This window comes from Mesorhizobium prunaredense, from assembly GCF_900156895.1.
Lineage (GTDB): Bacteria > Pseudomonadota > Alphaproteobacteria > Rhizobiales > Rhizobiaceae > Mesorhizobium > Mesorhizobium prunaredense.
The window spans coordinates 47,775-69,966 of the sequence record NZ_FTPD01000011.1; the positions used below are offsets into that span (position 1 = coordinate 47,775).

21 protein-coding genes and 2 pseudogenes are annotated in these 22,192 nt (G+C 61.9%); 15 read left to right on the forward strand and 8 right to left on the reverse strand.

The features are described from left to right. Nucleotides 1-173 precede the first annotated feature (173 nt). Entirely contained in the window at nucleotides 174-908 is a 735-nt protein-coding gene (locus BQ8794_RS10530; RefSeq protein ID WP_077376587.1) for an SDR family NAD(P)-dependent oxidoreductase, read from the reverse strand. Between the two features lie 293 nt (nucleotides 909-1,201). On the opposite strand from BQ8794_RS10530, the gene BQ8794_RS10535 reads away from it, so the two are divergent. After that, nucleotides 1,202-2,098 carry a LysR family transcriptional regulator gene (locus BQ8794_RS10535; RefSeq protein ID WP_077376650.1) on the forward strand — a complete coding sequence of 299 codons (897 nt, stop codon included), beginning with the start codon at nucleotides 1,202-1,204 and terminating at the stop codon, nucleotides 2,096-2,098. A 187-nt stretch (nucleotides 2,099-2,285) separates the two neighbouring features. On the opposite strand, the pseudogene BQ8794_RS34575 reads toward BQ8794_RS10535, so the two are convergent. From BQ8794_RS34575 to BQ8794_RS10555, 4 genes and pseudogenes are all read right to left on the reverse strand, one after another. Beyond that, a pseudogene (locus tag BQ8794_RS34575) lies at nucleotides 2,286-2,363 on the reverse strand (ABC transporter ATP-binding protein); the annotation flags it as partial. 51 nt (nucleotides 2,364-2,414) lie between these two features. Then, the gene (locus BQ8794_RS10545; protein ID WP_077376590.1) at nucleotides 2,415-2,846 is read right to left on the reverse strand and encodes a PIN domain-containing protein; all 432 of its coding nucleotides are present in this window, start codon (nucleotides 2,844-2,846) and stop codon (nucleotides 2,415-2,417) included. Further along, on the reverse strand, nucleotides 2,843-3,142 hold the full coding sequence (locus BQ8794_RS10550) for a hypothetical protein (RefSeq protein WP_077376593.1): 300 nt from the start codon (nucleotides 3,140-3,142) through the stop codon (nucleotides 2,843-2,845). The genes BQ8794_RS10545 and BQ8794_RS10550 overlap by 4 nt, the downstream gene beginning before the upstream one ends. 313 nt (nucleotides 3,143-3,455) lie before the next feature. After that, the gene (locus BQ8794_RS10555; protein WP_077376596.1) at nucleotides 3,456-4,331 is read right to left on the reverse strand and encodes a LysR family transcriptional regulator; all 876 of its coding nucleotides are present in this window, start codon (nucleotides 4,329-4,331) and stop codon (nucleotides 3,456-3,458) included. Nucleotides 4,332-4,415: 84 nt separating this feature from the next. Here BQ8794_RS10555 and BQ8794_RS10560 point away from each other — a divergent pair, with 84 nt between their 5' ends. Then, complete coding sequence (locus BQ8794_RS10560; protein WP_143744515.1) at nucleotides 4,416-5,507, forward strand: alkene reductase; 1,092 nt, start codon at nucleotides 4,416-4,418, stop codon at nucleotides 5,505-5,507. A gap of 12 nt (nucleotides 5,508-5,519) precedes the next feature. After that, the gene (locus BQ8794_RS10565; protein WP_077376599.1) at nucleotides 5,520-6,488 is read left to right on the forward strand and encodes an SDR family oxidoreductase; all 969 of its coding nucleotides are present in this window, start codon (nucleotides 5,520-5,522) and stop codon (nucleotides 6,486-6,488) included. Between the two features lie 249 nt (nucleotides 6,489-6,737). Here BQ8794_RS10565 and BQ8794_RS10570 read toward each other — a convergent pair whose 3' ends face one another. Together BQ8794_RS10570 and BQ8794_RS10575 are read right to left on the reverse strand one after the other, a co-directional pair. After that, nucleotides 6,738-7,163, reverse strand: a complete 426-nt coding sequence (locus tag BQ8794_RS10570; RefSeq protein ID WP_077376602.1) for a type II toxin-antitoxin system VapC family toxin — start codon at nucleotides 7,161-7,163, stop codon at nucleotides 6,738-6,740. Next, complete coding sequence (locus tag BQ8794_RS10575) at nucleotides 7,163-7,405, reverse strand: type II toxin-antitoxin system Phd/YefM family antitoxin (RefSeq protein ID WP_077376656.1); 243 nt, start codon at nucleotides 7,403-7,405, stop codon at nucleotides 7,163-7,165. Before BQ8794_RS10575 ends, BQ8794_RS10570 begins: the two co-directional genes overlap by 1 nt. 282 nt (nucleotides 7,406-7,687) lie before the next feature. On the opposite strand from BQ8794_RS10575, the pseudogene BQ8794_RS37190 reads away from it, so the two are divergent. Then, a pseudogene (locus BQ8794_RS37190) lies at nucleotides 7,688-7,771 on the forward strand (3-oxoacyl-ACP reductase); the annotation flags it as partial. An 18-nt stretch (nucleotides 7,772-7,789) separates the two neighbouring features. Here the strand turns inward: BQ8794_RS37190 and BQ8794_RS10580 are convergent. Beyond that, nucleotides 7,790-8,986 (reverse strand): ROK family transcriptional regulator, encoded by a 1,197-nt coding sequence (locus BQ8794_RS10580; RefSeq protein ID WP_167378695.1) that lies wholly within the window; start codon nucleotides 8,984-8,986, stop codon nucleotides 7,790-7,792. 140 nt (nucleotides 8,987-9,126) lie between these two features. Here BQ8794_RS10580 and BQ8794_RS10585 point away from each other — a divergent pair, with 140 nt between their 5' ends. The 11 genes from BQ8794_RS10585 to BQ8794_RS10635 all read left to right on the forward strand — a co-directional run bounded on the left by BQ8794_RS10585 (nucleotide 9,127) and on the right by BQ8794_RS10635 (nucleotide 22,042). Continuing rightward, complete coding sequence (locus BQ8794_RS10585; RefSeq protein WP_077376609.1) at nucleotides 9,127-10,392, forward strand: ABC transporter substrate-binding protein; 1,266 nt, start codon at nucleotides 9,127-9,129, stop codon at nucleotides 10,390-10,392. Between the two features lie 60 nt (nucleotides 10,393-10,452). After that, nucleotides 10,453-11,388 carry a carbohydrate ABC transporter permease gene (locus BQ8794_RS10590; RefSeq protein ID WP_077376612.1) on the forward strand — a complete coding sequence of 312 codons (936 nt, stop codon included), beginning with the start codon at nucleotides 10,453-10,455 and terminating at the stop codon, nucleotides 11,386-11,388. Next, nucleotides 11,381-12,283, forward strand: coding sequence for a carbohydrate ABC transporter permease (locus tag BQ8794_RS10595; protein WP_077376614.1), 903 nt, complete (start codon nucleotides 11,381-11,383; stop codon nucleotides 12,281-12,283). Before BQ8794_RS10590 ends, BQ8794_RS10595 begins: the two co-directional genes overlap by 8 nt. Nucleotides 12,284-12,293: 10 nt before the next feature. Continuing rightward, nucleotides 12,294-13,391, forward strand: a complete 1,098-nt coding sequence (locus BQ8794_RS10600) for an ABC transporter ATP-binding protein (RefSeq protein WP_077376617.1) — start codon at nucleotides 12,294-12,296, stop codon at nucleotides 13,389-13,391. A gap of 4 nt (nucleotides 13,392-13,395) precedes the next feature. After that, the gene (locus BQ8794_RS10605) at nucleotides 13,396-14,169 is read left to right on the forward strand and encodes an SDR family NAD(P)-dependent oxidoreductase (protein WP_077376620.1); all 774 of its coding nucleotides are present in this window, start codon (nucleotides 13,396-13,398) and stop codon (nucleotides 14,167-14,169) included. 40 nt (nucleotides 14,170-14,209) lie between these two features. Further along, entirely contained in the window at nucleotides 14,210-15,211 is a 1,002-nt protein-coding gene (locus BQ8794_RS10610) for a sugar phosphate isomerase/epimerase family protein (RefSeq protein ID WP_077376659.1), read from the forward strand. Continuing rightward, entirely contained in the window at nucleotides 15,208-16,020 is an 813-nt protein-coding gene (locus BQ8794_RS10615) for an SDR family NAD(P)-dependent oxidoreductase (protein WP_077376623.1), read from the forward strand. Before BQ8794_RS10610 ends, BQ8794_RS10615 begins: the two co-directional genes overlap by 4 nt. 336 nt (nucleotides 16,021-16,356) lie before the next feature. Next, nucleotides 16,357-17,544 (forward strand): magnesium transporter, encoded by a 1,188-nt coding sequence (locus tag BQ8794_RS10620; RefSeq protein ID WP_077376627.1) that lies wholly within the window; start codon nucleotides 16,357-16,359, stop codon nucleotides 17,542-17,544. A gap of 473 nt (nucleotides 17,545-18,017) precedes the next feature. Next, nucleotides 18,018-19,292: a tetratricopeptide repeat protein gene (locus BQ8794_RS10625; RefSeq protein WP_143744516.1), complete on the forward strand. Its 1,275-nt coding sequence runs from the start codon at nucleotides 18,018-18,020 to the stop codon at nucleotides 19,290-19,292. A gap of 140 nt (nucleotides 19,293-19,432) precedes the next feature. After that, complete coding sequence (locus BQ8794_RS10630) at nucleotides 19,433-20,104, forward strand: FecR domain-containing protein (RefSeq protein ID WP_167378696.1); 672 nt, start codon at nucleotides 19,433-19,435, stop codon at nucleotides 20,102-20,104. A gap of 15 nt (nucleotides 20,105-20,119) precedes the next feature. Next, nucleotides 20,120-22,042: a CHASE2 domain-containing protein gene (locus BQ8794_RS10635; RefSeq protein ID WP_077376637.1), complete on the forward strand. Its 1,923-nt coding sequence runs from the start codon at nucleotides 20,120-20,122 to the stop codon at nucleotides 22,040-22,042. Nucleotides 22,043-22,192 lie beyond the last annotated feature (150 nt).

Genomic DNA, 22,192 nt, shown 5'->3' on the forward strand with positions numbered 1-22,192 from the left:
TCCCAGGCCTTCAACGGCGCTGGGTTATCCGTTCTGCTGTGTGGCGACCTTTGCGTAGAAGTCCCGTCGTGAACGACTTCCGCGCGGCCGGGCCGACCATCAGCACGGAAGTCGTTCCACCATGGACATGCTAGTTCCCGCCGATCAGCCACCTCCGGCGATCCGGCGCGAATTCAGATGGCCGAGAAGCCGCCGTCGACAGACAACTCCAACCCATTCACGAAGCTCGAATCGTCTGAAGCAAGAAACAGCGCGACTGCTGCAATTTCCTCAGGACGCCCCATCTTTCCCCGCGGGATCAGGGATTCGAATATCTGCTTCGCCTCCTCGGTGAGAACTTGGTCCTGCATCGGTGTGGCGATCGGCCCCGGGTGCAGCACGTTCACCCGGATATTCCTGCCCTTGAGTTCGTTGAGCCACCCGCGTGCGAACGCGTGCAGCGCCGCCTTGCTCGCCGCATACACGCTGTAACCAGGAAAGCCTTTGATCGAAGCAACTGACCCGGTCATGAAGATCGACCCGCCATCGTTGAACAGCGGCAACGCCTTCTGGACCGTAAACAGCGTGCCGCGCGTATTCAGGCCGAAGGTCGCGTCGAAATGCTGCTCGGTAATCTCGCCCAGTGGGACGGCTTCGCCCGTGCCGGCGCTCGCGTACAGGACGTCGATCTTGCCCTTTTCTCGCTTGACCGTGTCGAACAGACGGTCGAGATCGTCGAGATTGGACGCGTCGCTGCGCACGCCGGTCACGTTCCGGCCTATCAGCTTGACGGCCTCATCGAGCGCCTCGTGCCTCCGGCCCGTGATGAAAACATAGGCGCCTTCTTCAACGAACCGCTTGGCGCTCGCCAGCGCCATGCCGCTCGATCCACCCGTGATGACTGCAACCTTACCCTCAAGCTTTCCCATGACTTCTCCTTTCAGGCTCCGCCTTTGATCGTTCGGGGAGGTCCCCGAGAGCCTCGAGATAGGTCTGCCGGCGTCAGGCTTTGAGTGCGGAAGCGCGCAGATCGGTGGTGCGAAATCTATCCGGCTGGACGACTGACGCCAGCCGCGACGATCGGTGTCAGCCGTCCGGAAATGGGCCGTGCTTGTGGGCATAGGCAGTGATCACCCGCCCGTGCTATCCCACAATCGAGAGGATGTTCGATGGTGTTGGACTCGGGCTTTCGAAGGCAAACCCCGCGGTGCGGGATTGCACCATGATCGACTGGGATGACGTTCGCTACTTTCTTGCCGTTGCGCGCGGAGGCTCGGTGCGGGCTGCCGCCGAGCGCCTCGGTGTGAACCACTCGACCGTGCTGCGACGCATCGCCCAACTCGAGGAACGCCTCGGGGTGCACATGTTCGAAAAGCTGCCTTCGGGCTACCGCCTGACGGCTGCAGGCGAGGAGGTCCTCGAGTTCGCGGACCAGATGGAAGCGTCGTCGCACCTACTGGAGACGCGCGTCTTCGGGCGCGACCAGAGCGCGCGCGGGCTTCTGCGGGTGACGCTGCCACCGTTCCTCGCAACACACCTGCTCATGCCGGACTTCGCCGATTTCGCGCGTCTGCATCCTGACATCGAGATGGAAATCTTGTCGTCCGGCGAGGTGGCAAATCTGACCAACCGAGAGGCGGACGTCGCGATCCGCATCGTCTCCGACCGCAAGACCCTGCCGCTCAATCTTCACGGCCTGATGGGACCGGAGCTGTTCGGCGGCGTCTACATGTCCTGCGATCGACTAGCCGAGTGGCGTGCGGGCGCGCCTGATCCCACCCGGTGGATCGTCGTAAACATTCATGGCATCCCGACCTGGGCCCACGAGGGTGAGGTTCGTACCACAGGGGTTCCGTTCAGGACCCCGGACGCCGAGGCGCAGATCGTTGCAGCACGGCAAGGGATCGGGATCACGAGACTGCCGTGTTTCGTCGGAGATGCCGACCCCCTGCTGGCGAGGGTGCCGGGCACCGACCCGCACATATACGGAACGCTCTGGCTTCTCACACAGGGGGAGACACGCAAGACGAAGCGCGTGCGGCTCTTCACCGAGTTCGTATCCCGCAGGCTCGCCGCGTACGCTCCGCTTCTCGCAGGGCTAACCATATCGCGCGACTGACGCCCGGCAGGTCGACGGCGACGCTTGCCGTAATCCGGTCGGAAGCCGAGCTGCGATCGCTTGAAGCGGCGTCGTTCAATCCGCGAATGTTGCGCCGTATCGCAACCGGCGCGAAGGCCACCCTACTGAGGGCGACGGACTTCACCGTCGCTGACGGTCTTTTTGGCAGGCTGGAGACGCCGCTTTCCATCGTATAACGATTGGTGCAGCCTGCGGTGATCGAACATCCTGCGACGGGATTCCAAGTGGGGTCTGTCCACTCTATCTGAGTTTCAGCCGTCTTGCCCTCCCGAGCGTTCCTTGACCCGCCGCCGCATCAGACCGCTCCGCGTATCGGATTGACGACCTGGAGTCCGGCGAAGTCTTTTTCGTTATCCGTCACCAGCACGCATTCGTTCGCACCGGCGACAGCGGCGATGATCATGTCCAGCCCGCTGCGGGGCTTGCCGGCCGCTTTTCCGTCTGCCATCAGCCGAGCCCAGATCAGCCCCGCCTTGTCGTCGAGCGATATGATGCGGCCCGCAAACAGCGCTTGCGGCCCTTCGGGCCCAGAGAACCACTTGTCGAGTGCGTCGCGTTTCTTGCCACGAGGTTTCTCCAGAACCCCGCAAAGGATTTCCGCAACGGTCAGCGAGGCGATGAACAAATCCTCGTCACGCTGTCTCGACATCCATTCCAGAAGCGATTCCGACGGCTGCGATTTGACGACATTGCCGATGATGTTGGTATCGAGGAGGTAGCGTGTCACAGGTCGATCTTGCGTCCCTCTTCACGGGGGCGGGAAAAATCGAGATCAGCGCCTACTAGTGGAGAACGACGCAATGCGGCGAGGATTCCGCCGAGCTTGGGCGGCTCGCCAGCGATCGACTTGCTCACGGTGGCACGGAGCACTGAGGCCTCGGGCGTATCCTCTGACAGGCGCCGGGCGAGCGATCGGATCAAGTCACGATCGGCGTCCCGGCCAAGCACTTCGAAGCGCGCCAAACCGCGTTCACCAAGACGGGATCGATAGTTTTGGATTGCACGCTTCTGTGAACTTGCCATGGGACCTCTCGTTTATTTCCAGTAATATAGCCGGAAAGTAGGCTTTTAACAAGGTGCGGGGCGGCGCACAGCCCGCCGGCGATCCGGTGGCGAAGACCCTAAAGTGCATGATGTGCGTTGCTTGACGGTACTTTTCGAGGCCTGGCGCGTCGGTCGCAGAGCGCCATGAGGGGCATAAATCTTTAAGACAAGACCGTAAGATTTTGAGGTCGGTATTCGATGCTGTAAACAAGAAAAAACCCAGCTAAATCATTACTAGCTGGGCTTGAAACAATCGAATGGGAGTGGCGGGGAAACGGCGGCGATAGCATGTTCAAGCCTCCATCAGCCTGGAGGTCAGGAATTCGATGAAGCGCTGGGTCTTGGCTGGAATAAGGCGAGTTTCGGTGACGGCGTGAATGCTGACCGACGATCCCTGCCATTCGGGCAGGATGCGCCGGAGCCGGCCAGAGGCCACGTCTTCGGCGACGATCTTCTCGGCAAGCAGGGCGATGCCCTGGTGGTCGACCGCCAAGGCGCGGATCATCCCGACGCTGTTGAGCGTGAAGCGGCCGCGAACGCCGGCATCGACCTTGTTCATCCCCTGGTGCAAAGTCCAGGTCGGGGTCCGCGGCATGCAGATGCATTCATGCTCGGCCAGCTCCGCCGGTGTCGCCGGCTCGCCTGACGCTTCGAGATAGCCAGGAGACGCATAGAGGTGGCGCGAATGCCGCCCGATCAGGCGTGCGATCAGACTGGAATCTTCCAGTCTGCCGATGCGGATCGCCACATCGAACGGCTCGGCCACCAGATCGACGCGGCGTGGGGTCAGGTCGAATTCGAACGTGATGCCGGGATAGTGCCGCGCGAAATCGGCGATGATCGGCGTGAGGTAAAGCGTGGCGAAGTCGACCGGGAGCGAAACCCGCAGGACGCCGCTCGGCTGCTCAACCATCGCGCCGAGCTGCTCATGCGCCAGCCGTGCCTCGTCGACGATTCGCTTGCTTCGCTCATAATAGAGCTGGCCGGCCTCGGTGAGCTCGATCTTGCGCGTCGTGCGATGCAACAGCCTCAGGCCGATCGCCTTCTCCAACTCGCCGATACGTCGCGACAGAGTGGAGTTTGGCATGCCGAGAGCCTCCGCCGCCTTCCGAAAGCTCCTGGCTCTGGCCACCTCCACGAACAGCGCCATGTCGTTCAAATGGTTCAACAGATTGCTCCATAAATGGAAAGATGATTTCTATCCTTCCGGATTTATCCTAATACTGGAATTGTGCACAAGGGACTCCAACGAATGGAGACCCTCATGAATCCACTGTTCACCCCGGCCCGCATGGGCCGCTACGTGCTACCCAACCGGCTGGTCATGGCGCCCATGACCCGCAGCCGCGCCGCCTTCGACGGTACGCCGGGAGAACTGGCTGCCGAATATTATGCCCAGCGCGCCGGTGTCGGCCTGATCGTCACCGAAGGCACCCAGCCCTCGGATGACGGCCAGGGCTATCTCACCACCCCGGGCATCTACGCGCCCGCCCACGTCGCCGGCTGGCGCAAGATCACGTCCGCCGTGCACGACAAGGGCGGCCACATCTTCATCCAGCTCATGCATGCCGGGCGCATGTCGCATCCCGACAATACGCCGCATCATCGCCAGGGCGTCGCGCCGTCCGCAATCGCGCCGGGGACGGGCATGTTCACGGCGACGGGAATGCAGGAGATTCCTGCGCCACGCGCGCTGACGACCGAAGAAGTGCGCCAGACCGTCGCCGATTTCCGCCACGCGGCCCGCTCAGCGATCGAGGCCGGCGCCGACGGCGTCGAGATTCACGGTGCGAACGCCTACCTCGTCCAGCAATTCTTCGCGCCGAGCGCCAACACGCGCACTGACCAATATGGTGGCACCATCGAGAACCGCGCCCGCTTCGCCATCGAGGTCGCCACCGCGATCGCCGAGGAGATCGGCGCGGACCGCACCGCGATCCGCCTGTCGCCCGGCACGACCATGTGGGGGATCGACGAAGGCGCCGAAGGGCCGGATCTCTACCGCCATCTGGTCGCTGAACTCGACAAGCTCGGGCTCGGCTATCTGCACATCATGGACCTGGGCAACGAGCCGTTGCTGGCCGACATTCGCAAGCTCTGGCACCAATCGCTGATCCTCAACCGGCCAAGTCGTCCGCGCGACCAGATTGGCGCTGACCTGGCTTCGGGGTTGGTCGATCTCGAAGCCTATGGGCAGATGGTCCTTGCCAATCCGGACTTCGTCGTCCGGCTGAAGGCCAAAGCAGCGATGAACGAGGCAGACCCAAGCACTTACTTCGGTGGCACTGCGCGAGGCTACATCGATTACGCCGCCCTGAGCGCCCGAACCGATACCAGTTCATGACAGGAGATTAGATTGTTTCAATCACCGCATCCCTCGAGTGCCTCGGATAAGAAGGCACTTGCCGAGACCGCAAGTTCAAGCGCGACGGGGACAAAAAAGGTCCTGCTCGTCGGCGCAACAGGATTCCTCGGAGCCAAGATTCTCCGCAACCTAACGCTTGATCCTAGCGTGGCCGTCGTTGCGATGTCGCGTAAGGGCGCGCCCTCAAATGATAGCGCCGACGTCGAATGGGTGCGCGGCGACATGATGGATCCAGCGTCATTGGATCGTGCTTTGCAGGGCGTGGACGTCGTCGTCAGCTCGGCCAACAGCTACATGAAGGGAAGCCTCGACACGGATTTTCAGGGCAACAAGAATCTTATAGAGGCCGCCGCAAGAGCCAATGTTGGCCGATTTGTCTTTCTCAGCATCGTCAGCTGCGAGGCGGCGTCAGCAGTACCGCATTTCCACGCCAAGAAAGTGGCCGAGGATCTGATCAAGGCTTCGGGGGTGCCATATGTATTTGTCCGCGCCCCTACATTTCTCGATCAGAGCTCAGACTATATTGCGAAAGGTGTGAAAGCTGGCCGGTTCCTTGCGATGGGCGATAAGACGACAAAATGGTCCTATGTTTTGACAGATGATCTGGCCTCATATCTAGCAAAAGCCGCGACATTTCCTGGTAGTGAAATCAACAACCAAACGATCGATGTCGGCTGGCGCGATGGGGCCAAGAGCCAGCAAGAGGTCGCCGACATCATCTCCGAAATTACGAGGAGACGTCTTAAGGTCCGGGCTGTGCCGTGGCTGGTTTTCCGCTTGCTGGCGCGCCCGGTCAAGGTTTTTTCCGAGCTTGGCTATGACTTGATGCAGATGTTCCTGTTCTTCAAGAAGGGCGTCTATGTTTCGAATATTTCGAAACAGGAGCACTTCTTTGGACCCGCGCCTACATCCCGAGATGCGATCGCGCGATGGGCGAAAAGTCATCAGCTAATTTCGTGATGCATCGCGATGGCGGATCGGCCTGACAGTCCCGCCGTGGATCGCGCGGACTTGGTTGCGGACCTGCGCGGCTTCTCGGAGGCCACGGGCTCACCACCATATCCGACCTCACAGTAGCGGAAGCCGCTTGGCAGCATGATCAGGCGTAGCAACCGTCCCATCCATCCACTCCCGGCGGACAGCCATCCGTCGGAGAGTGCGGCTATCTTGCACAAATAGCCACAATCCGCACATGCGAAGGGGCTCGGGTCATGCCAGCAGTTGCGTCGCCACGCCGAGCAACGGTCCAGCCTCGGCGAGCTTTTGGTCGAGCGTATGTATCGTGGTGCCATGCTCCGATGCCGTGGCGAGATGCAGCGCGTCGCCAGCGCGAAGCCCGAGACCATGCTGATCGACAAACTTTGCCGCCGTGCGGAAATGCCCGCCGGTGACCGGCAGCACGGTGAAGCTCTCGGCGGCCAGCTTGTGGAACATCGCGAGCGCTGCTGCGCGCTGCTCCAGGTTAATCTGCCCGGTTCGCAGCTTGATCGCCATGGCCGACGACATCTCGGTGATGGTCCAGTCGCTGATCAGAAGCTGCGCCGGGTCCTGCTCCGCCAGCCAGCTCTGAACGCGCGGCGTCGTCGCTTCATTTGAAAGGGCGGCAACGATCAGCGACGTGTCGAGATAGTGCATCAGTAGCGGTCGCCATCCCGCATCGACCGTACCAGATCGGCAGAACTCTCGGCCTGAGGCGGCATGGTCGCGGTCAAGGATTGCAGGAGGGTCGCGTCGATCCGCCGCCGCGGTCTCGCCACGGCGGTGAGCCGTGCGACCGGTTTACCCCGCCGGGTGATGTCGATCGTATCTCCTGCCTCGACACGATCCACTAGCTCGCTCAGATGGGCTTTGGCATCTGCCAGGTTGATCACACTCATGTCACGCTCCTGACCATGTAGATGGTCATATAGCGTATTGCGCTCAACAATTCCAGTGAGAGGTTTTTCACGCGTCATGTTCTGGCCCGGCAGCAGCTCAATGACATGATCTGCGGGCGTGCAGCTCACCGAAGCGATAGGCTCGCTGATTGAGCAGGCACATGATTTCCAGCTTCCACTGGGCGCGGCGGCCGTCTTGTCACGCTTCCGCGTTCACCTCACCGATCTCGCCTACGCCGGATGTTCTATCACCTGCTACTGTCCGGCTTGGCCCACGTCGGGGACGTGGCCCCGCCGAGCAACGCGCTCGGCCGCTTCGGAACGCCGGAGGAAGACATCGCGCCCGTCATCCTGTTCCTCGCGACCACTCGGCGCAGAATCAAATCATTGCAGGCGGCTGTTGTGGCGCAGCACGAGGCCGACTGCGCCGAGCAATGCGTCGTTCTGCGTGTGCTTGCCAACAATTATCCGCGTGCGCAGGGCGGGCGCGATATCGCGGGACTTGATGAGCGTGTGGCGTTCATATGACGCGATCAGCGGTGCCAGGAGAATGTCGCCTGCCAAAGCCATGCGGCCGCCGATGATGATGAGCGGCGGATTGATCACCGAGCCGATCAGACCAAGACCACGACCGGCGAAGTCCGCGGTGTCCTCGATCATCCGCAGCGCGCCGACGTCGCCCTGTTCAGCCATCATGATCACCTCGTCCATCGTGACCGGCCGCCGCACGATGCGTGAAATCTGCTCCAGCGGCCGGGCAAAACTCGCATAAAGCTCCAGGCATCCGCGATTGCCGCACCGGCAAAGATCGCCGCCTGGATCGATGCTGATATGTCCGAATTCGCCGGCGCCGCCGGCGATGCCCGTCACCAGCCGGCCATGCTGGACTATGGCCCCGCCGACGCCGAGATCGATCTTGAACAGGACGAAATCATCTTGGCCGACGGCCGCGCCCCACATCAGCTCGGCGATGGCCGAGCAGTTGCTCTCATTGTCGGCGAAAATCGGCTGTTCGAGAACCGGCCCGAACACATCGCGGATGTTGACCCCAGCCCAGGTCGGAACAATACTCGCACGCTGCACCACTCCTTCGCGGCTGACAGGGCCCGAGACGGAAACCCCAACCCCCAGGAGCCCCGCCATCGGCAGACCGTTCTCTTCGTAGCATTGGGCAATTGCTGATTTGGCGAACTGGGCCGCCTGTTGCGGCTGGTAGTCCAGACCCATAGGGATAGTTTGTTCGGTAATGACAGAATGCGAGACGTCGGCGACAACGCACCGCATCTCGTCGAGGCCCAGATGGATTCCAACGCAGGTGCCCGCAGCGGGATTGAGCGTCAAGGTCGCGGCAGGCCTGCCAATGCCCCTGGCCCCGGCGTGATGGGCCGAGGATTCGATCACCATTCCGGACTTTCTCAAGCCGTTGAGCGCGGTTGAAACCGTAGATCTCGCCAAGCCAGTGATGCGGGTGATTTGCGACGCAGAAAGCACGCCACGCTCACGCAGGCATCGCACGATCAGGCTCTCCGGTGATGCGGAGGGCCTGTCGATCAGCCAATTTCTAAGCGAAGGTTTGTTCATGATGAGCACAAATGACGTTGACGAATAGCTCAAATATGTCATTTTGGAAAGAACGGAGATTGCGGCATCTCACCGGCGGCGCCTTCAAATCGCGGTCACTAGCGGTCGATACGAACCGTACATCACATGGGAGTGAAACGATGGAATACCTGAGGACGGCTGTTGCGGCCGCTGCGGCGTATAGCTTTGTTGCGGGAGCCGCGCTCGCAGAGCCCAAGACCAATCTGTTGCATCAATGGGCGACCGGATCGGACGCTCAGGCTATTGCCAAGCTCGGCGAGATGTTCACCGCCAAGGGTGGCACCTGGCAGCAGACCTCCATCGCGGGCCACACGGCCAACACGCTGGCGAAACTGCGCGCCGACGTCATCGCCGGCAACGCTCCCCCCGCGGTGCAGCTGAAGGGACCCGAGATCGCCGAATGGAACGAGACCGGCATGACAGCCAATCTCGACGACCTGGCGACAGCGGAAAATTGGGAGAAGGTCGTCGCTCCCGAATTGCTGCCGGTGATGAAGCCGACCGGCAGCTGGGTGGCGGCGCCGATGAATATCCATCGCATCAACTGGCTGTGGGCATCGCCGAAGGTCATGCAGGAAGCAGGCGTCGCCGAGGTGCCGAAGACCTGGGCAGACTTCAACGCCGCCTGCGACAAGATCGTGGCATCGGGCAAAATCTGCATCTCGCACTCGACCGCCGACTGGACCGATTCGACGGTCTTCGAGGTGGTGGTCTACGGAATGGATCTCGATCTCTTCAAGAAGGCCTTCGTCGAGGGTGACGTCGAGGCGATGCGCAGCGACGGCATGGTCAAGGCCTTCGAACAGTTCCGCACCATGACGACGAAATATATGGACCCCGGCATGAACGGGCGCGACTGGGATAGCATGTCGCATCTGGTCGGCCGCGGCGAGGCCGCCTTCCACATCATGGGCGACTGGACGCTCGGCCTGCTCACGGCCGGCGGCTTCAAGCAGGGAACCGACTATGTCTGCGCCCAGGCGCCGACTGACTGGGGCAAGCCGGGCTTCATCCTGAATTCCGACTCGGTCGTGTTCTTCCAGCAGAAGGATCCGGACTACGTCGAGGGGCAGAAACTGCTCGCCAGCACCATCCTGTCGCCCGAGTTCCAGACGATTTTCAATCAGACCAAGGGCTCGATCCCGGCCCGTCTCGACGTCGATCTTTCGAACGGCTTCAATCCCTGCCAGCAGCTCTCGCAGAAAGATCTGCAGGCGTCGATCGATGGCGGCACGCTTGTCCGTTCGATGGCGCATAACATGACGATCCCGCAGAAGGTGCGCGGCGCGATCATGGATACCGTCACCGAATTCGTGGCGACGCCGGACATGACCGCGCAGGACGCAGCCAGCGCCATGGCCGATGCGGCCGAAGCGCAGATGTGAAGACGCTGCCGATGGTTGGCCGGGAGTGGCGCGCCCGGCCTGGTTTCGCCGGAGCGGCCGATGTCCACGCATGACCTGACTGTACCGGTTGCGGCTCCCTCAGCCCCGTGGCGGCAGCGCCTGGGCACGATGGTGCCCATTCTGGTGCTGGCGCCGTCGCTTGCGGCGAGTTTCGTCTACGTCTTCGTCTTCACGCTCTGGACGCTCTATCTCTCGCTCTCCAGTTCGTCGTTGATGCCGACCTACGGGTTCGTCGGCCTGGACAATTATGCTTCGCTCTGGGCGAACCGGCGCTGGAACATCGCCTACACCAACCTCTTTCTGTTCAGCGGCTTCTATATCGTCGGCTCGATGGCCATCGGACTGCTTCTGGCGATCCTGATCGACCAGCGCGTTCGCGGCGAGGCGGTCTGGCGCACGATCTTCCTCTATCCGCTGGCAGTCTCCTTCATCGTCACCGGCACGGTCTGGAGTTGGCTCTATAATCCCGTAGACGGCATCCAGGCCTTCGTGCGGGGGCTCGGCTGGACCGACTTCAGCTTCGCGCTGACGGCCAACCGCAACACCGCAATCTATGCGGTGATCATAACCGGTATCTGGCAGTCGTCCGGCTTCGCAATGGCGCTTTTCCTGGCTGGCCTGCGGTCGGTCGATCCGGATCTCATCAAAGCAGCGCAGATCGACGGTGCGACGGTTTCCCGAACCTATCGGAAGGTCATCCTGCCGACGATCGCCCCGATTTTCCTGGCGGTGGCGGTCATTCAGATCCAGTTCGCCATCAAGACCTTCGACCTGGTGGCGGCGTTGACGCGGGGTGGGCCAGGTGTGTCGACTACCTTCCCGGCGATCTATGTCTACGACCTGATGTTCCAGCGCGGGCAGATCGGCGAGGGTGCCGCCGCGGCGATGATGATGCTCGCCGCCCTCGCGGTTGTGCTGGTGCCCTATTCCCTGTGGATCGTTTGGCGCAGGCGGGCGGAGGGCCGCAATGGCTGAAATCGCCGCCAACGCCCGGAATGATCCCGAAGCGGCCGCGGCGACGCGGCGATATTTCTGGAACCGCTTCCTTGTCTATGCGGTGCTGACGCTTTTCGCCGTCATCTACCTTGCACCGCTGCTGGTCGTCGTCTTCAACTCGTTGCGGGAGCAGTCCGATATCGCCCGTAACGGCCTCATCTCGCTGCCGCGCAGCTTCCGCCTTGACGCGTGGGCGCAGGCTTGGGGTACTTATTGCGTCAGCGGCACCTGCGAAGGCATGAAGCGCAATTTCTTCAACTCGCTCTGGATGACGATCCCCGCAACGCTCATTTCCACGCTCCTCGGCGCCATGAACGGCTACGTGCTGTCGAAATGGCGCTTCAAGGGCTCGGAAATTCTGTTCAATCTGATGCTGCTCGGCGTCTTCATGCCCGGCCAGATATCGCTGATGCCGTGGGCTTTTCTGCTCGGCAAGCTCGGCCTGACCAATTCGACGTATGGGCTGGTCTTGATTCACGTCGTCCAGGGCGTCTCGTTCACCACCCTGTTCTGCCGCAACTTCTACGTCAGCATACCCGACGACCTTATCAAGGCGGCACGCATCGACGGCGCCGGCTTCTGGCGGATTTTTCGCAAGATCATCCTGCCCCTGTCGCCGCCGATTTTGATCGTCACGGTCATCTGGCAATTCACCGGCATCTGGAACGAGTATCTGTTCGGCGTCGTCTTCACCTCCGGCCAGCAGCAGCCGATTACGGCTGCATTGGTCGCGCTCACTGCCGGCGGTACGACCGCCCGTGCTTACGATGTGATGAGCGCAGCCGTGCTGATCGGCGCGCTGCCGCCGCTGCTGATCTACCTGTTCGGTGGAAAATATTTCGTGCGCGGCCTGACACAGGGCGCCATCAAATGAGGCATCGCCCATGTCCGCGCTGATGATCCGCGACCTTCACAAGAGCTATGGTGGGCTCGAGATTCTGGCCGGCATCAATCTCGAGGCGCGAACCGGGGAGTTCGTCGCCCTGGTCGGCCCCTCCGGCTGCGGCAAGTCAACCTTGCTCGCCATGATCGCCGGCCTGGAAACCGTCACCTCAGGCGAGATCTGGATCGGCGACCGGCTGGTGAATTCCGTGCAGCCCAAGGACCGCGACATAGCGATGGTGTTCCAGTCCTACGCCCTCTATCCGACCATGACGGTGCGCCAGAACATCACCTTCGGCATGGAGAGCCGGGGCGTGCCCAAAGCGGAGCAGGCGGAAGCCGTAAAGCGGGTTGCCGCACTCCTGCAGATCGAGCAACTGCTCAACCGCAAGCCCGGGCAATTGTCGGGTGGCCAGCGGCAGCGCGTTGCGATGGGACGCGCCCTGGTACGCGACCCAAAACTGTTTTTGTTCGACGAGCCGCTGTCCAATCTCGACGCCAAGCTGCGCGTCGACATGCGCACCGAAATCAAGAAGCTTCACCATCGCGTCGGCAAGACGACGGTGTACGTCACCCACGATCAGGTCGAGGCGATGACGCTCGCGTCCCGCATTGCGGTGATGAATCAGGGCTCGGTGCAGCAGTTCGACACGCCGAAGCGGATCTATGACCGGCCGACCAACATGTTCGTGGCCGGTTTCATGGGATCGCCGGCGATGAATTTCATCCCCGCCCGGCTTACCGGCTCAACCAGCATCTCGGTGCGCGCCGCTGACGGCAGCGACGCTACTCTTGCCCTTGCCGCGCCTTTGCCCACCGGTGCGCCAAAGGACGTGGTGCTCGGTGTTCGGCCCGAACACATCTACCGTTTCACGGCGGACCTGAAGTCGCGCAAACCTGCTGTGCAGCCCTTGCAGGCGCCGGTCGAACTGGTCGAGCCGACCGGCGCCGAGACGCTTGCCGTCCTCAGGCTAGGCGACCTGGAGATCACCGGACGTTTCGAGCCGGATGACGCTCCCGTCATGGGCGAGACGATAACGCTCGGCATCGACATGTCGCGCGCCTGTCTGTTCGATCCAGCAACCAGGGCGCTTCTGTGATCTGATGTCCATGCAATTCGCGACTTACCCGAGCTTGACCGATCGCGTCGTGCTGATCTCCGGCGGCGCCTCCGGGATCGGGGCCGATATGGTCCGCGCTTTCGTGGCGAATGGCGCCCGCGTTTGCTTTCTCGATGTGCAGGATGGGCCTGCGGAAGCGCTGGTGCGCGAGCTTGGTGGCGTCGCCAAACAGGCCCCGGTGTACCTCCATTGCGATGTCACCGACATCGCTGCGCTGCAGGCGTCGGTAGAAGACGTGCGCGCGCGTCTTGGTCCGGTCGCCGTCCTGGTGAACAACGCTGCCGATGATCAGCGCCAACCCGTTGACGGGGTGACAGCCGAATATTGGGACCGCAGCTTCGACGTCAATCTCCGGCATCACTTCTTCGCCGCGCAGGCGGTGCATCCGCATATGAAGGAACTCGGCTTCGGCTCGATCATAAACTTCTCATCCATCGCCTGGCGTTTCGGCGCGGACCAGATGGTGGCCTATGCCACCGCCAAGGGTGCCGTTGTGGCGCTGACGCGCGCACTGGCGCGGTCGTTTGGATCCGACAACATCCGCGTCAATGCAGTCGAACCCGGCGCTGTCATCACCGAGCGGCAGCGCCAGCTGTGGTTCAAGACCCAGGACGCAATCGACCAGACGGTGCAGCGGCAATTGATCCGCCGCGTCCTGCTGGGCGAGGAGATTGCACGGACCGTGCTCTTCCTTGCCGCCGATGACAGCCGCATGATCACGAAGCAGTCCATCGCCGTCGATGCCGGTCTGCGCTGATGCGATCGCTTCCGAATCTTTCAACGGGACTGCCAAGCTGATGTTTCGTCTCGGCCTCAACCCTTACGGACTGACCTACACTCTCGGCCTGCAGGGACGCGGCACACCGCGGCACAATCCGGATGGGACGGGGCTGGAAGGCTTCATAGCGCTCGCGCAGGAACTGGGCGCACGCACGCTCGAGATCTATGAACCGTGGTTGACCGACTTGCCGGACGCCGAAATCGTCGACCTGCGCAGGCGTCTGGCGGCGCTCGACATCAACCCGGTGGTCAGTGGCGGACTTCTCGTGGCAGGTCCGTTGGACAGTGCGTTTCGGGCGGCGCGCCTGCTCGAGGCGACAACGATCCGTATCGCGCTGACCCCCGTCCTGTGCGGCGACCGCAACCTGTGGGGTGGGAAATGGAGCGAGTTCAATGCGACGATCCGCGCTGCCTTGACGGAATGGGGGCCGCGTGCGGCGGCTGAGGGCCGGGTGCTCGGCATCGAGAACCATCAGGACTTCGGCAGCGACGAACTGGTCGCGTTCTGCGAACTCGGCGGGCCGGGCGTCGGCATCACCTACGACACCGGCAACACGTTCCCTGTCGGCGAGGCGCCGCTTGCCTTCACGCGGCGGATCGCGCCGCACGTCCGCCACGTTCACCTCAAGGACTATCGCGTGCAGTTCACCGATGAGGGCTACCGTCTGGTCCGCTGCGCGATCGGCGACGGCGCCGTGCCTTTCGCCGAACTGGCAGCCATCCTCGCCGAGCACCACGACACGCTGACCGCCGTGCTTGAGCCAGGCGCACTGGAGGCACGCCACGTTCGCTGTCTCACCGACGACTGGTGGAACGGATATGCGCCGAAGACCGCGCGCGACTTTGCCGCCTGCCTGAGTGCCGCGCGCGTAAACCGCCTTGCTGACGACGCCGACTACCGGACGCCATGGGAGCGCGACGATGACGGCGCGCTCGTTTCGTATGAGCTCGACATGATCCGGCGCAGCGCCGCCAACATGAAGAAGTTCGATTTCATTGCAATAGAGAAATCAGCATGACTGCGCGAGAACTCAGCGGCCTGACCGCCTTCGTGACCGGCTCGGGACGCGGCCTTGGCCGCGTCATGGCCGAACGCCTGGCCGAACTTGGCGCAAACATTGCGATCCATGATCTCGATTGGACCCGGCCGTCGCAATATGGCGAATTCGCAGACCTCGGCGAATCCGCCAGGGGTTTGGAAAGGCATGGGACACGGGTAACCGCGGTTACGGGCAACATCGGCGACAGGCAAGCCGTCGCCGAAATGAAGAGCAAGATCGAGGCGGACCTCGGCGATGTGCATGTTCTGGTCAACTGCGCCGGCGGGGACATCGGCGCCAAGGGGGTGAAGCCCAGTCCCAACAACGCGCTCGACATCGACTATGATGACATCAAGGTTCTGACGGAGAACAATCTCATCGGCACGATGCTGGTCTGCCAGGCGTTCATTCCGCCTATGGTCAAGCGCGGCTCAGGCTCGGTGATCAACATTGCCTCGGCGGCAGCGCATATCGGATGCTCGCCGGAGGTGGTCTACTCCACCCTCAAGGCGGCCGTCGTCCATTATACGCGCTGCCTCGCCAAGGAATTGATCGACGATGGCGTGCGCATCAATGCGGTTAGCCCCGGCGCCACCAAGACGGCACGATTCCAGGCGAGCCGCGTAGTCGATCCGGAGCGCATGGACTCGAGCAAAAAAACGCTGAACCGGTATGCCGAGCCTGAAGAGATCGCTGAAGCGGTGGCCTTCCTCGCCGGTCCGCGCGCGCGTTTCATCAACGGGCAGGTCATCCGCGTCGATGGCGGTTTCACCATCTTCCCAGGTTGAAGCGCGGCCGTCCACACCGCGAACTGTCCGGCTGAGCGCATCCCAGTGAGCAGGGCCACGACGGCCCATTGCCAACCTTACTTCATTGATGGGTTGCGACGTGCTCGCAGAGCCCAGGAAACGATGGGTGAAGTTCGGCAACACGACAATTCTCTTGGCGACACGCTGACGTTACAGCCCGCTTGTATGCACCCACGCAATGGCTCAGATTGTTGGTCTACTCGGCGTCCTGAGAAGGCGAAGATTTTCCGGATCCGAGCGCTGAGCCACTGCGCGCAGGGCAGAGCGAAACCGCTCCCGTCTACACGGAGGCGTAACTTAGAGGTTGGGGGACAGATGAGGCAAGAGAACGACGTTGAGAAGTCGGTGCGCACGCTGCGTGCTCGAGCACCTGACGACGCGGCTGAATTGCTTGCCCGAGAGTCTCCCGAGTTCATCCGAGACGTATTAAAGTTGTTGCCGGATACGCATGCCCGGAAGGTGGCGGAGCATTTGCCTCCGGATATGAGGCCTATCAAGCCTCATAGCGACGGCAAGGATATCATGGTCCCCGGATCCGTCGTCGAGCTGATGGACCCGATCCCCGCCAGCGTTCCTGTCGGGACGACGGTAGCCGCCGCGGTGGAGGCCGTCAGGCGCGCGCAGGTGCCGACCGAGTTGACTTACCTCTACATCTCGGACGAGGGCGACAAACTCGTTGGCCTGGTGGTCCTGCGCGATCTGATGCTGAGCGAACCGGCCGCCACCGTGGATCAGATCATGCTGCCGAAACCGTTCGCCCTTCACGTCGATATGCCTTTGGGCGAAGCCTGCAAGGCGGCGGTACGCCGTCACTACCCCGTCTATCCCGTGGTGGACGTGGAGAACCGGCTGCTCGGGCAGGTTCGCGGCTGGCGGCTGTTCGAGCAGCAAATCATCGAGATTTCTGCCCAGCCTGGCCAGATGGTGGGTGTCCAGAAGGAGGAGCGTTCTTTCACGCCGCTGTTTTCAGCCTTCTTGAAACGTCATCCGTGGCTGCAGCTCAACCTGCTGACGGCCTTCATGGCGGCTTTCGTGGTCAGTTCGTTCACGGGCACGATCGAGAAGATCGTCGCGTTGGCGGCGTTCCTCCCGGTGCTGGCCGGGCAGAGCGGAAACACCGGCTGCCAGGCACTGGCCATGACGTTGCGTGGTCTCGCCTTAGGGGATGTGGACAAACGACCGAAGCTGCACCTGATTCTGAGGGAGGGGGTGCTCGGGATCGCCAACGGCGTGCTCGTCGGTCTCGTGGCGGCCGCGGCCATGTGGTTCTACGCGTCGCGGCAACCGGAGTCGGCATCCCAGGCGCCCACGCTGGCACTTGTGATCCTGCTCGCAATGTCCGGATCGTGCCTCATGTCCGGGATCTCCGGCGTGCTGATCCCGTTGGGCCTGCGGCGGGTCGGCGCCGATCCGGCCGTGGCTTCGGCCATCTTCCTGACCACCGTGACCGATATCGTAGGCATGGGCCTGATGCTGGGACTGGCCACCATGCTCGTGCCGTAGGTCGCGTCCGCGGACGCGTGCCGGCATCAAGATGGCGTTGGCGGGATCACCGCCTATCATTAGCCGGGCCGCACATTGCGCAGGCGTCCTGAGAAGCATCGGCCGCCAGTTCTCCGACCGCTTGCGCAACGCGACGGAAGACCTTCGGATGAGCTACATGTGACTCTGATGCGCAGGCGGCGGCCAGATACGTGCAGAATCGCGCAAACAATATTGATCTTGTCGCCTGCGCAATCCACGGCTGATTATGATTTGGCTTAGTTGCCGTTTGTAGGGAATACTTGCTGGAAACCCAGCAACGCTGAGAAGATCTTTGACCAACCAGCGTAGGCGAAATGCGAATGAACCCGATAGTTTGTTGCGCAGCTGCAACAGCTGCTGAAGACTCGGAGGTTTCCTGACAGTTCTGTCGCTTTTTGTCGTGTAGGCGTGCTAGATCCGCTGCACTAGTCGGGTTGGGGTGGGTTCTCGGCATGCATTCCTCGTTTTCAATGATCCTCGGCTTCGCCGCGGCGCTGCTTTGTACCGGCATATTGCCGACCGGCGCACAAGGTCTCTATCCGGTCTATGACGATGCGTTTTCGGCCCGCATTGCCAATCCGACCGACAACGGAGCGCTAGCTCAATTCGTCACAGTTGCCGTCAACGCAGGGCAGTACGATCAGGCGATCTCGTCGATCGAGCAGTATCTCATCAAATATCCTCGCGATGCGCGCGCCCGGCTCTCGGCCAGCCGGTTGTATTATCACGTCGGCTCCTATGAATTGGCCCGGCGGCAGGTGCAGTACGGCCTCGAGGTCGGGGATCTGTCCGCGGATGAGCAACAGGAAGCCGTTCGCCTGCTCGCCCGCATCGAGCGCGCGTTACTTGGCGTCACCTGGGAAATCGCTCTGACTGGCGGTATGTTCAGCGAATCCACCGATTTTGAACCGGGCGGGGCCGAAGACGACCGCACCTTGGTCTCGCCCTATGGGCGGGCGGACGGCTTTGTCCGATGGGATCTCGGCACGCCAAGTGCTGATGCACTTGTCCTCTCGGGCTCGCTGGCAGCGACAGAGCGCTTTTTCACCAAAGACCTGTCGGTTCCCGGTACCGAGGAGACGTTTATCCTCGGTAACACCGCCATTACCTTGGACAAGGGACTGCCCAACAGCGGGATCGATTCGCTACGGCTGCTACTTTCCGCGTTCGCCGTTACAGAGCGCTTCGACAGCGATATCAACGAGACCGGCGTCGGTCTAAATGGGCGCGTCCTCGTGCGCCCCACCGTTGAGACGACGCTTTTTGCAGGTGCCGGCTACATCGATCTAAGCGGCTCGAAAGGCATCTTCGCCGATAGCAGGGTCTTCTATGAGGCAGGCGGCAGCTACCGCTTCCGCAATGGCCAGGCGCTCGGACTGCGCCTGGTCGGCTCGACTGACTTCGCCTCCGGAGCTGGCGAGATCGGCAGCAGCTACATGGGAGAGGTCCGCTACGGCGGCGTGGTAATGGAAGTCCCAGACCTTTTCGTATGGTCTCACCAGGTCGCCGCCTCGGCCGGCCACGGCGACACTCCCGACTTGTCCTTCGGCATCGGCACGAACATAGAGAGCGACTTCTGGCGCATTGCCTCGGAAAGCGATTTTCAGCTCACGGAGTCGCAGAAGGTCAGTGTCGACCTCGCCTATCGTGAAACCGACTTCGAGATCGCCAGCGGCGACCGAAATTCATTCGAACTGCTCGTGAGCTACACGTTGACGCTCAACTGAAAGAGGCCGCGATGAGGACCATGTATCGTCAGATAGCCACTTGTATCGCCTGCCTTGCCTTTGCGGCACCATCTGTCGCTGAAACGGTCGGGTCCATGACGGCCTACCAGACCAACATCATCCGCAATGACGGCGAGGCGATGAACATCGGCGCTGGCGTCGAACTCGGCGACCAGCTGCGCAGCAATGTCACCGGTCTCGGAATGCTCGTGTTCCGGGACGAGTCGAGCGCCAAGATTGGTCCGAACACCAGCCTGACGATCGATGAATTCGTCTACAATCCGGGGTCCCGATCAGGAAGGATCGACATCGGGATGAAGAGCGGCCTGGCCCGTTTCTACGGTGGTCAGGTTTCGAAGGGCGGCGACATGCAAGTTGTGACGCCGCACATGGTGCTCGGAGCCAGAGGCGGCATCATCGAAGTGCTTGTGATAGCCGGTCAGACCGTCGGCATACTGCGCGCCGGCCGCATGACCTGCATGATGAATGGCCGCAAGCTCGTGATCACAAACCCGGGCCACGCCTGCACGTCGGACAATGACAAACTGCTGACCGGCTACGGCGGTATCGACGCCTTCCCGATATTGGACAGCATCGATCGGATAGCCGGCACCGGCCTGCCAGGCGAACCGGGTCCGGGGTTGAACATAAGCGCGATTTGTGCGTCAGCACTCGGCAATTCGCTCAAAGCCTGCAAGTCCACCGACGGCGCATTGCCCGGCGTGGCCATGGAGTTCCCTGACAGCCCAACGCCCCCTGTAGGCAGCGGGGTGGATGATGAGGATGATGACTGCTTTCCCGACTGCCGGTAAGGCCGGCCGACCGGCATGAGCCTATCGCTTGATTGGCGGCGGGCTGCCAGGCGGAAAATACCTGGTCTTGCGGTCGTACTCTTGCTGCTCGCTTGCCATTTTGCTTTCGACGGGCCGCTGTCGCGCCTGCGCGAGCGCACGTACGACCTCTACCAGTCCCTCGCCCCGCGCCAGGCGACGAGCAATCCTGTTGTGATTGTCTCGATAGACGACGCGAGCCTTAAGGCATACGGGCGATGGCCTTGGAACCGTGGCCTTTTGGCCGATCTGGTCGATGGTGTCGCCGAGTCCGGTGCCGCGGTGATCGGGCTCGCGCTGGTGCTGCCCGAGGCTGACATCTCTCCTGATGGCATCGCCGGAGACAAGCGCCTCGCCAGCGCGCTTGCGAAAAATCGAACGGCGCTCGCCGTCAGCCTGGGCAATGAGGCGACCGTATCAGAAGCAGAGCCCAAAGCCGGCTGGTCGATCGTCGGGCAAGTACCCGAGACGCTTCCTGGCTTCACCGGTCTGACAGGCTCGCTTCCTGATTTCTCGAGCGCCGCTGCAGGCCTCGGCGTAATTCGCACTCTGCCCGATCCCGACGGCGTATTACGCCATGTGCCGCTGCTCTGGCTCCGAAATACGGCTCAAGGCGTGCAGCTCTGGCCGTCCTTCACGCTCGAACTCCTGCGCCTCTACGCCAGAGAGAACGGCTACGTGGCCCGGATGAATGACAGCGGGTTTGACGCGCTCAGGATGGCCGGCACCATTGTGCCACTCGAGCCGCAGGGCAGCATCCGCCTCTGGGAAACCGACACCAATACGCCGCGCATATCTGCCAGTGATATCCTTTCGGGTCGCGGCGATCCGCTGCTGCGGAACGCGATTGCCATTGTTGATCTGTCAGCCGTGGGATTGACGCAGTATCTGCCCACCCCGGCGCGTTCGGCGCGACCAGGCGTGGACATCCACGCAGATGCAATCGGCCAGATGCTTGCCGGGCGCTATCTTGCTGAGCCAACGCAAGCGCGTACGGTGGAGCGGCTGTGGTTGGTCCTCAGTGGCATCGTTTTCATCGGGCTTTCCGGAGTGCTCGCCGAGCGCGTCGCGCTTGGCGTACTCGCTCTGGCGCTCCTGGCTGCCACGCCCTTCGTGTTTGGCGTTCTCGAATACAGCCTGCAGGGTGCGCTCTATGACCCACTGCAGCCGGCGCTTGCGACGATCCTCGTAGCCGGCTTCGAAGGCTATGCCCTTTACAGGCGCAGCGAGCAGCGTCGGTCAACCCTGGCACGGCAGTTTTCGCAATATCTGTCGCCCTCCGTGGTACAACGCCTCGCAAATTCGGATACCGAAGCGATCCTGTCCGGGGAGAAGCGCGAGATCACAATCCTGCTGAGTGACATACGCGGCTTCACGGCGATGAGCGAACAACTCGATGCCCAGGAAATCGGAAAGGTGGTCAACCAATTCCTCGGCCTTGCGACCGATGAGATACTCAAGCGCGACGGGACCATCGATAAGTTCATGGGCGATGCCGTGCTAGCTTTCTGGAACGCGCCGCTTGATCAGCCAGATCATCGCGAGCGCGCGCTCGAAGCGGGGCTTGCCCTGATCGAACGGGTGAAGCGCGAAAACCCCGCGTTCACCGCGCGCGGGCACCCCGCTATCGAAATCGGCGTCGCCATCGAGACTGGCATCTGCTCCGTAGGGAATTTCGGCTCCGAACGGCGCTTCGATTACACTGCGATCGGCTCGCCGGTGAACCGCACGGCACGGCTCGAGTCAACGACCAAAAAGCTGAGCATCCCTTTGGTGCTTGGTCCCGGATTTGCCCAAGGAGCATCGATGCCGGTTGTCCAGGCGGGCGCTTTTGAACTCCAAGGCTTCAAGGGCGAGGTGCCGGTTTTCACCGTTCCGGAGATACACCCCTCGTCGCAATCTGCCGAGGAACTCGTGTGATGCTTGGCGCCGGTTCAACTCGCTACCTCATTGGCTGCCGGCTAGCTAGTGTCCGTCCATAAACAGTAACTTTTCGAAGTATTCATTGTAGACGCCCATGTAGGTATAGGTATTTCCGACTGTTTTGGTGGTTCGATGTGCATGGGGCGT

Bases quoted from the DNA above. Each gene is read 5' to 3' on its own strand.
- BQ8794_RS10585 (WP_077376609.1), top strand. From the start codon at position 9,127: ATGGAATACCTGAGGACGGCTGTTGCGGCCGCTGCGGCGTATAGCTTT.
- BQ8794_RS10580 (WP_167378695.1), bottom strand. From the start codon at position 8,986: ATGAACAAACCTTCGCTTAGAAATTGGCTGATCGACAGGCCCTCCGCA.
- BQ8794_RS10615 (WP_077376623.1), top strand. From the start codon at position 15,208: ATGACTGCGCGAGAACTCAGCGGCCTGACCGCCTTCGTGACCGGCTCG.
- BQ8794_RS10635 (WP_077376637.1), top strand. From the start codon at position 20,120: ATGAGCCTATCGCTTGATTGGCGGCGGGCTGCCAGGCGGAAAATACCT.
- BQ8794_RS10530 (WP_077376587.1), bottom strand. From the start codon at position 908: ATGGGAAAGCTTGAGGGTAAGGTTGCAGTCATCACGGGTGGATCGAGC.
- BQ8794_RS10560 (WP_143744515.1), top strand. From the start codon at position 4,416: ATGGAGACCCTCATGAATCCACTGTTCACCCCGGCCCGCATGGGCCGC.
- BQ8794_RS10610 (WP_077376659.1), top strand. From the start codon at position 14,210: ATGTTTCGTCTCGGCCTCAACCCTTACGGACTGACCTACACTCTCGGC.
- BQ8794_RS10605 (WP_077376620.1), top strand. From the start codon at position 13,396: ATGTCCATGCAATTCGCGACTTACCCGAGCTTGACCGATCGCGTCGTG.
- BQ8794_RS10625 (WP_143744516.1), top strand. From the start codon at position 18,018: ATGCATTCCTCGTTTTCAATGATCCTCGGCTTCGCCGCGGCGCTGCTT.
- BQ8794_RS10620 (WP_077376627.1), top strand. From the start codon at position 16,357: ATGAGGCAAGAGAACGACGTTGAGAAGTCGGTGCGCACGCTGCGTGCT.
- BQ8794_RS10590 (WP_077376612.1), top strand. From the start codon at position 10,453: ATGTCCACGCATGACCTGACTGTACCGGTTGCGGCTCCCTCAGCCCCG.
- BQ8794_RS10550 (WP_077376593.1), bottom strand. From the start codon at position 3,142: ATGGCAAGTTCACAGAAGCGTGCAATCCAAAACTATCGATCCCGTCTT.
- BQ8794_RS10535 (WP_077376650.1), top strand. From the start codon at position 1,202: ATGATCGACTGGGATGACGTTCGCTACTTTCTTGCCGTTGCGCGCGGA.
- BQ8794_RS10600 (WP_077376617.1), top strand. From the start codon at position 12,294: ATGTCCGCGCTGATGATCCGCGACCTTCACAAGAGCTATGGTGGGCTC.
- BQ8794_RS10595 (WP_077376614.1), top strand. From the start codon at position 11,381: ATGGCTGAAATCGCCGCCAACGCCCGGAATGATCCCGAAGCGGCCGCG.
- BQ8794_RS10630 (WP_167378696.1), top strand. From the start codon at position 19,433: ATGAACATCGGCGCTGGCGTCGAACTCGGCGACCAGCTGCGCAGCAAT.
- BQ8794_RS10570 (WP_077376602.1), bottom strand. From the start codon at position 7,163: ATGCACTATCTCGACACGTCGCTGATCGTTGCCGCCCTTTCAAATGAA.
- BQ8794_RS10575 (WP_077376656.1), bottom strand. From the start codon at position 7,405: ATGAGTGTGATCAACCTGGCAGATGCCAAAGCCCATCTGAGCGAGCTA.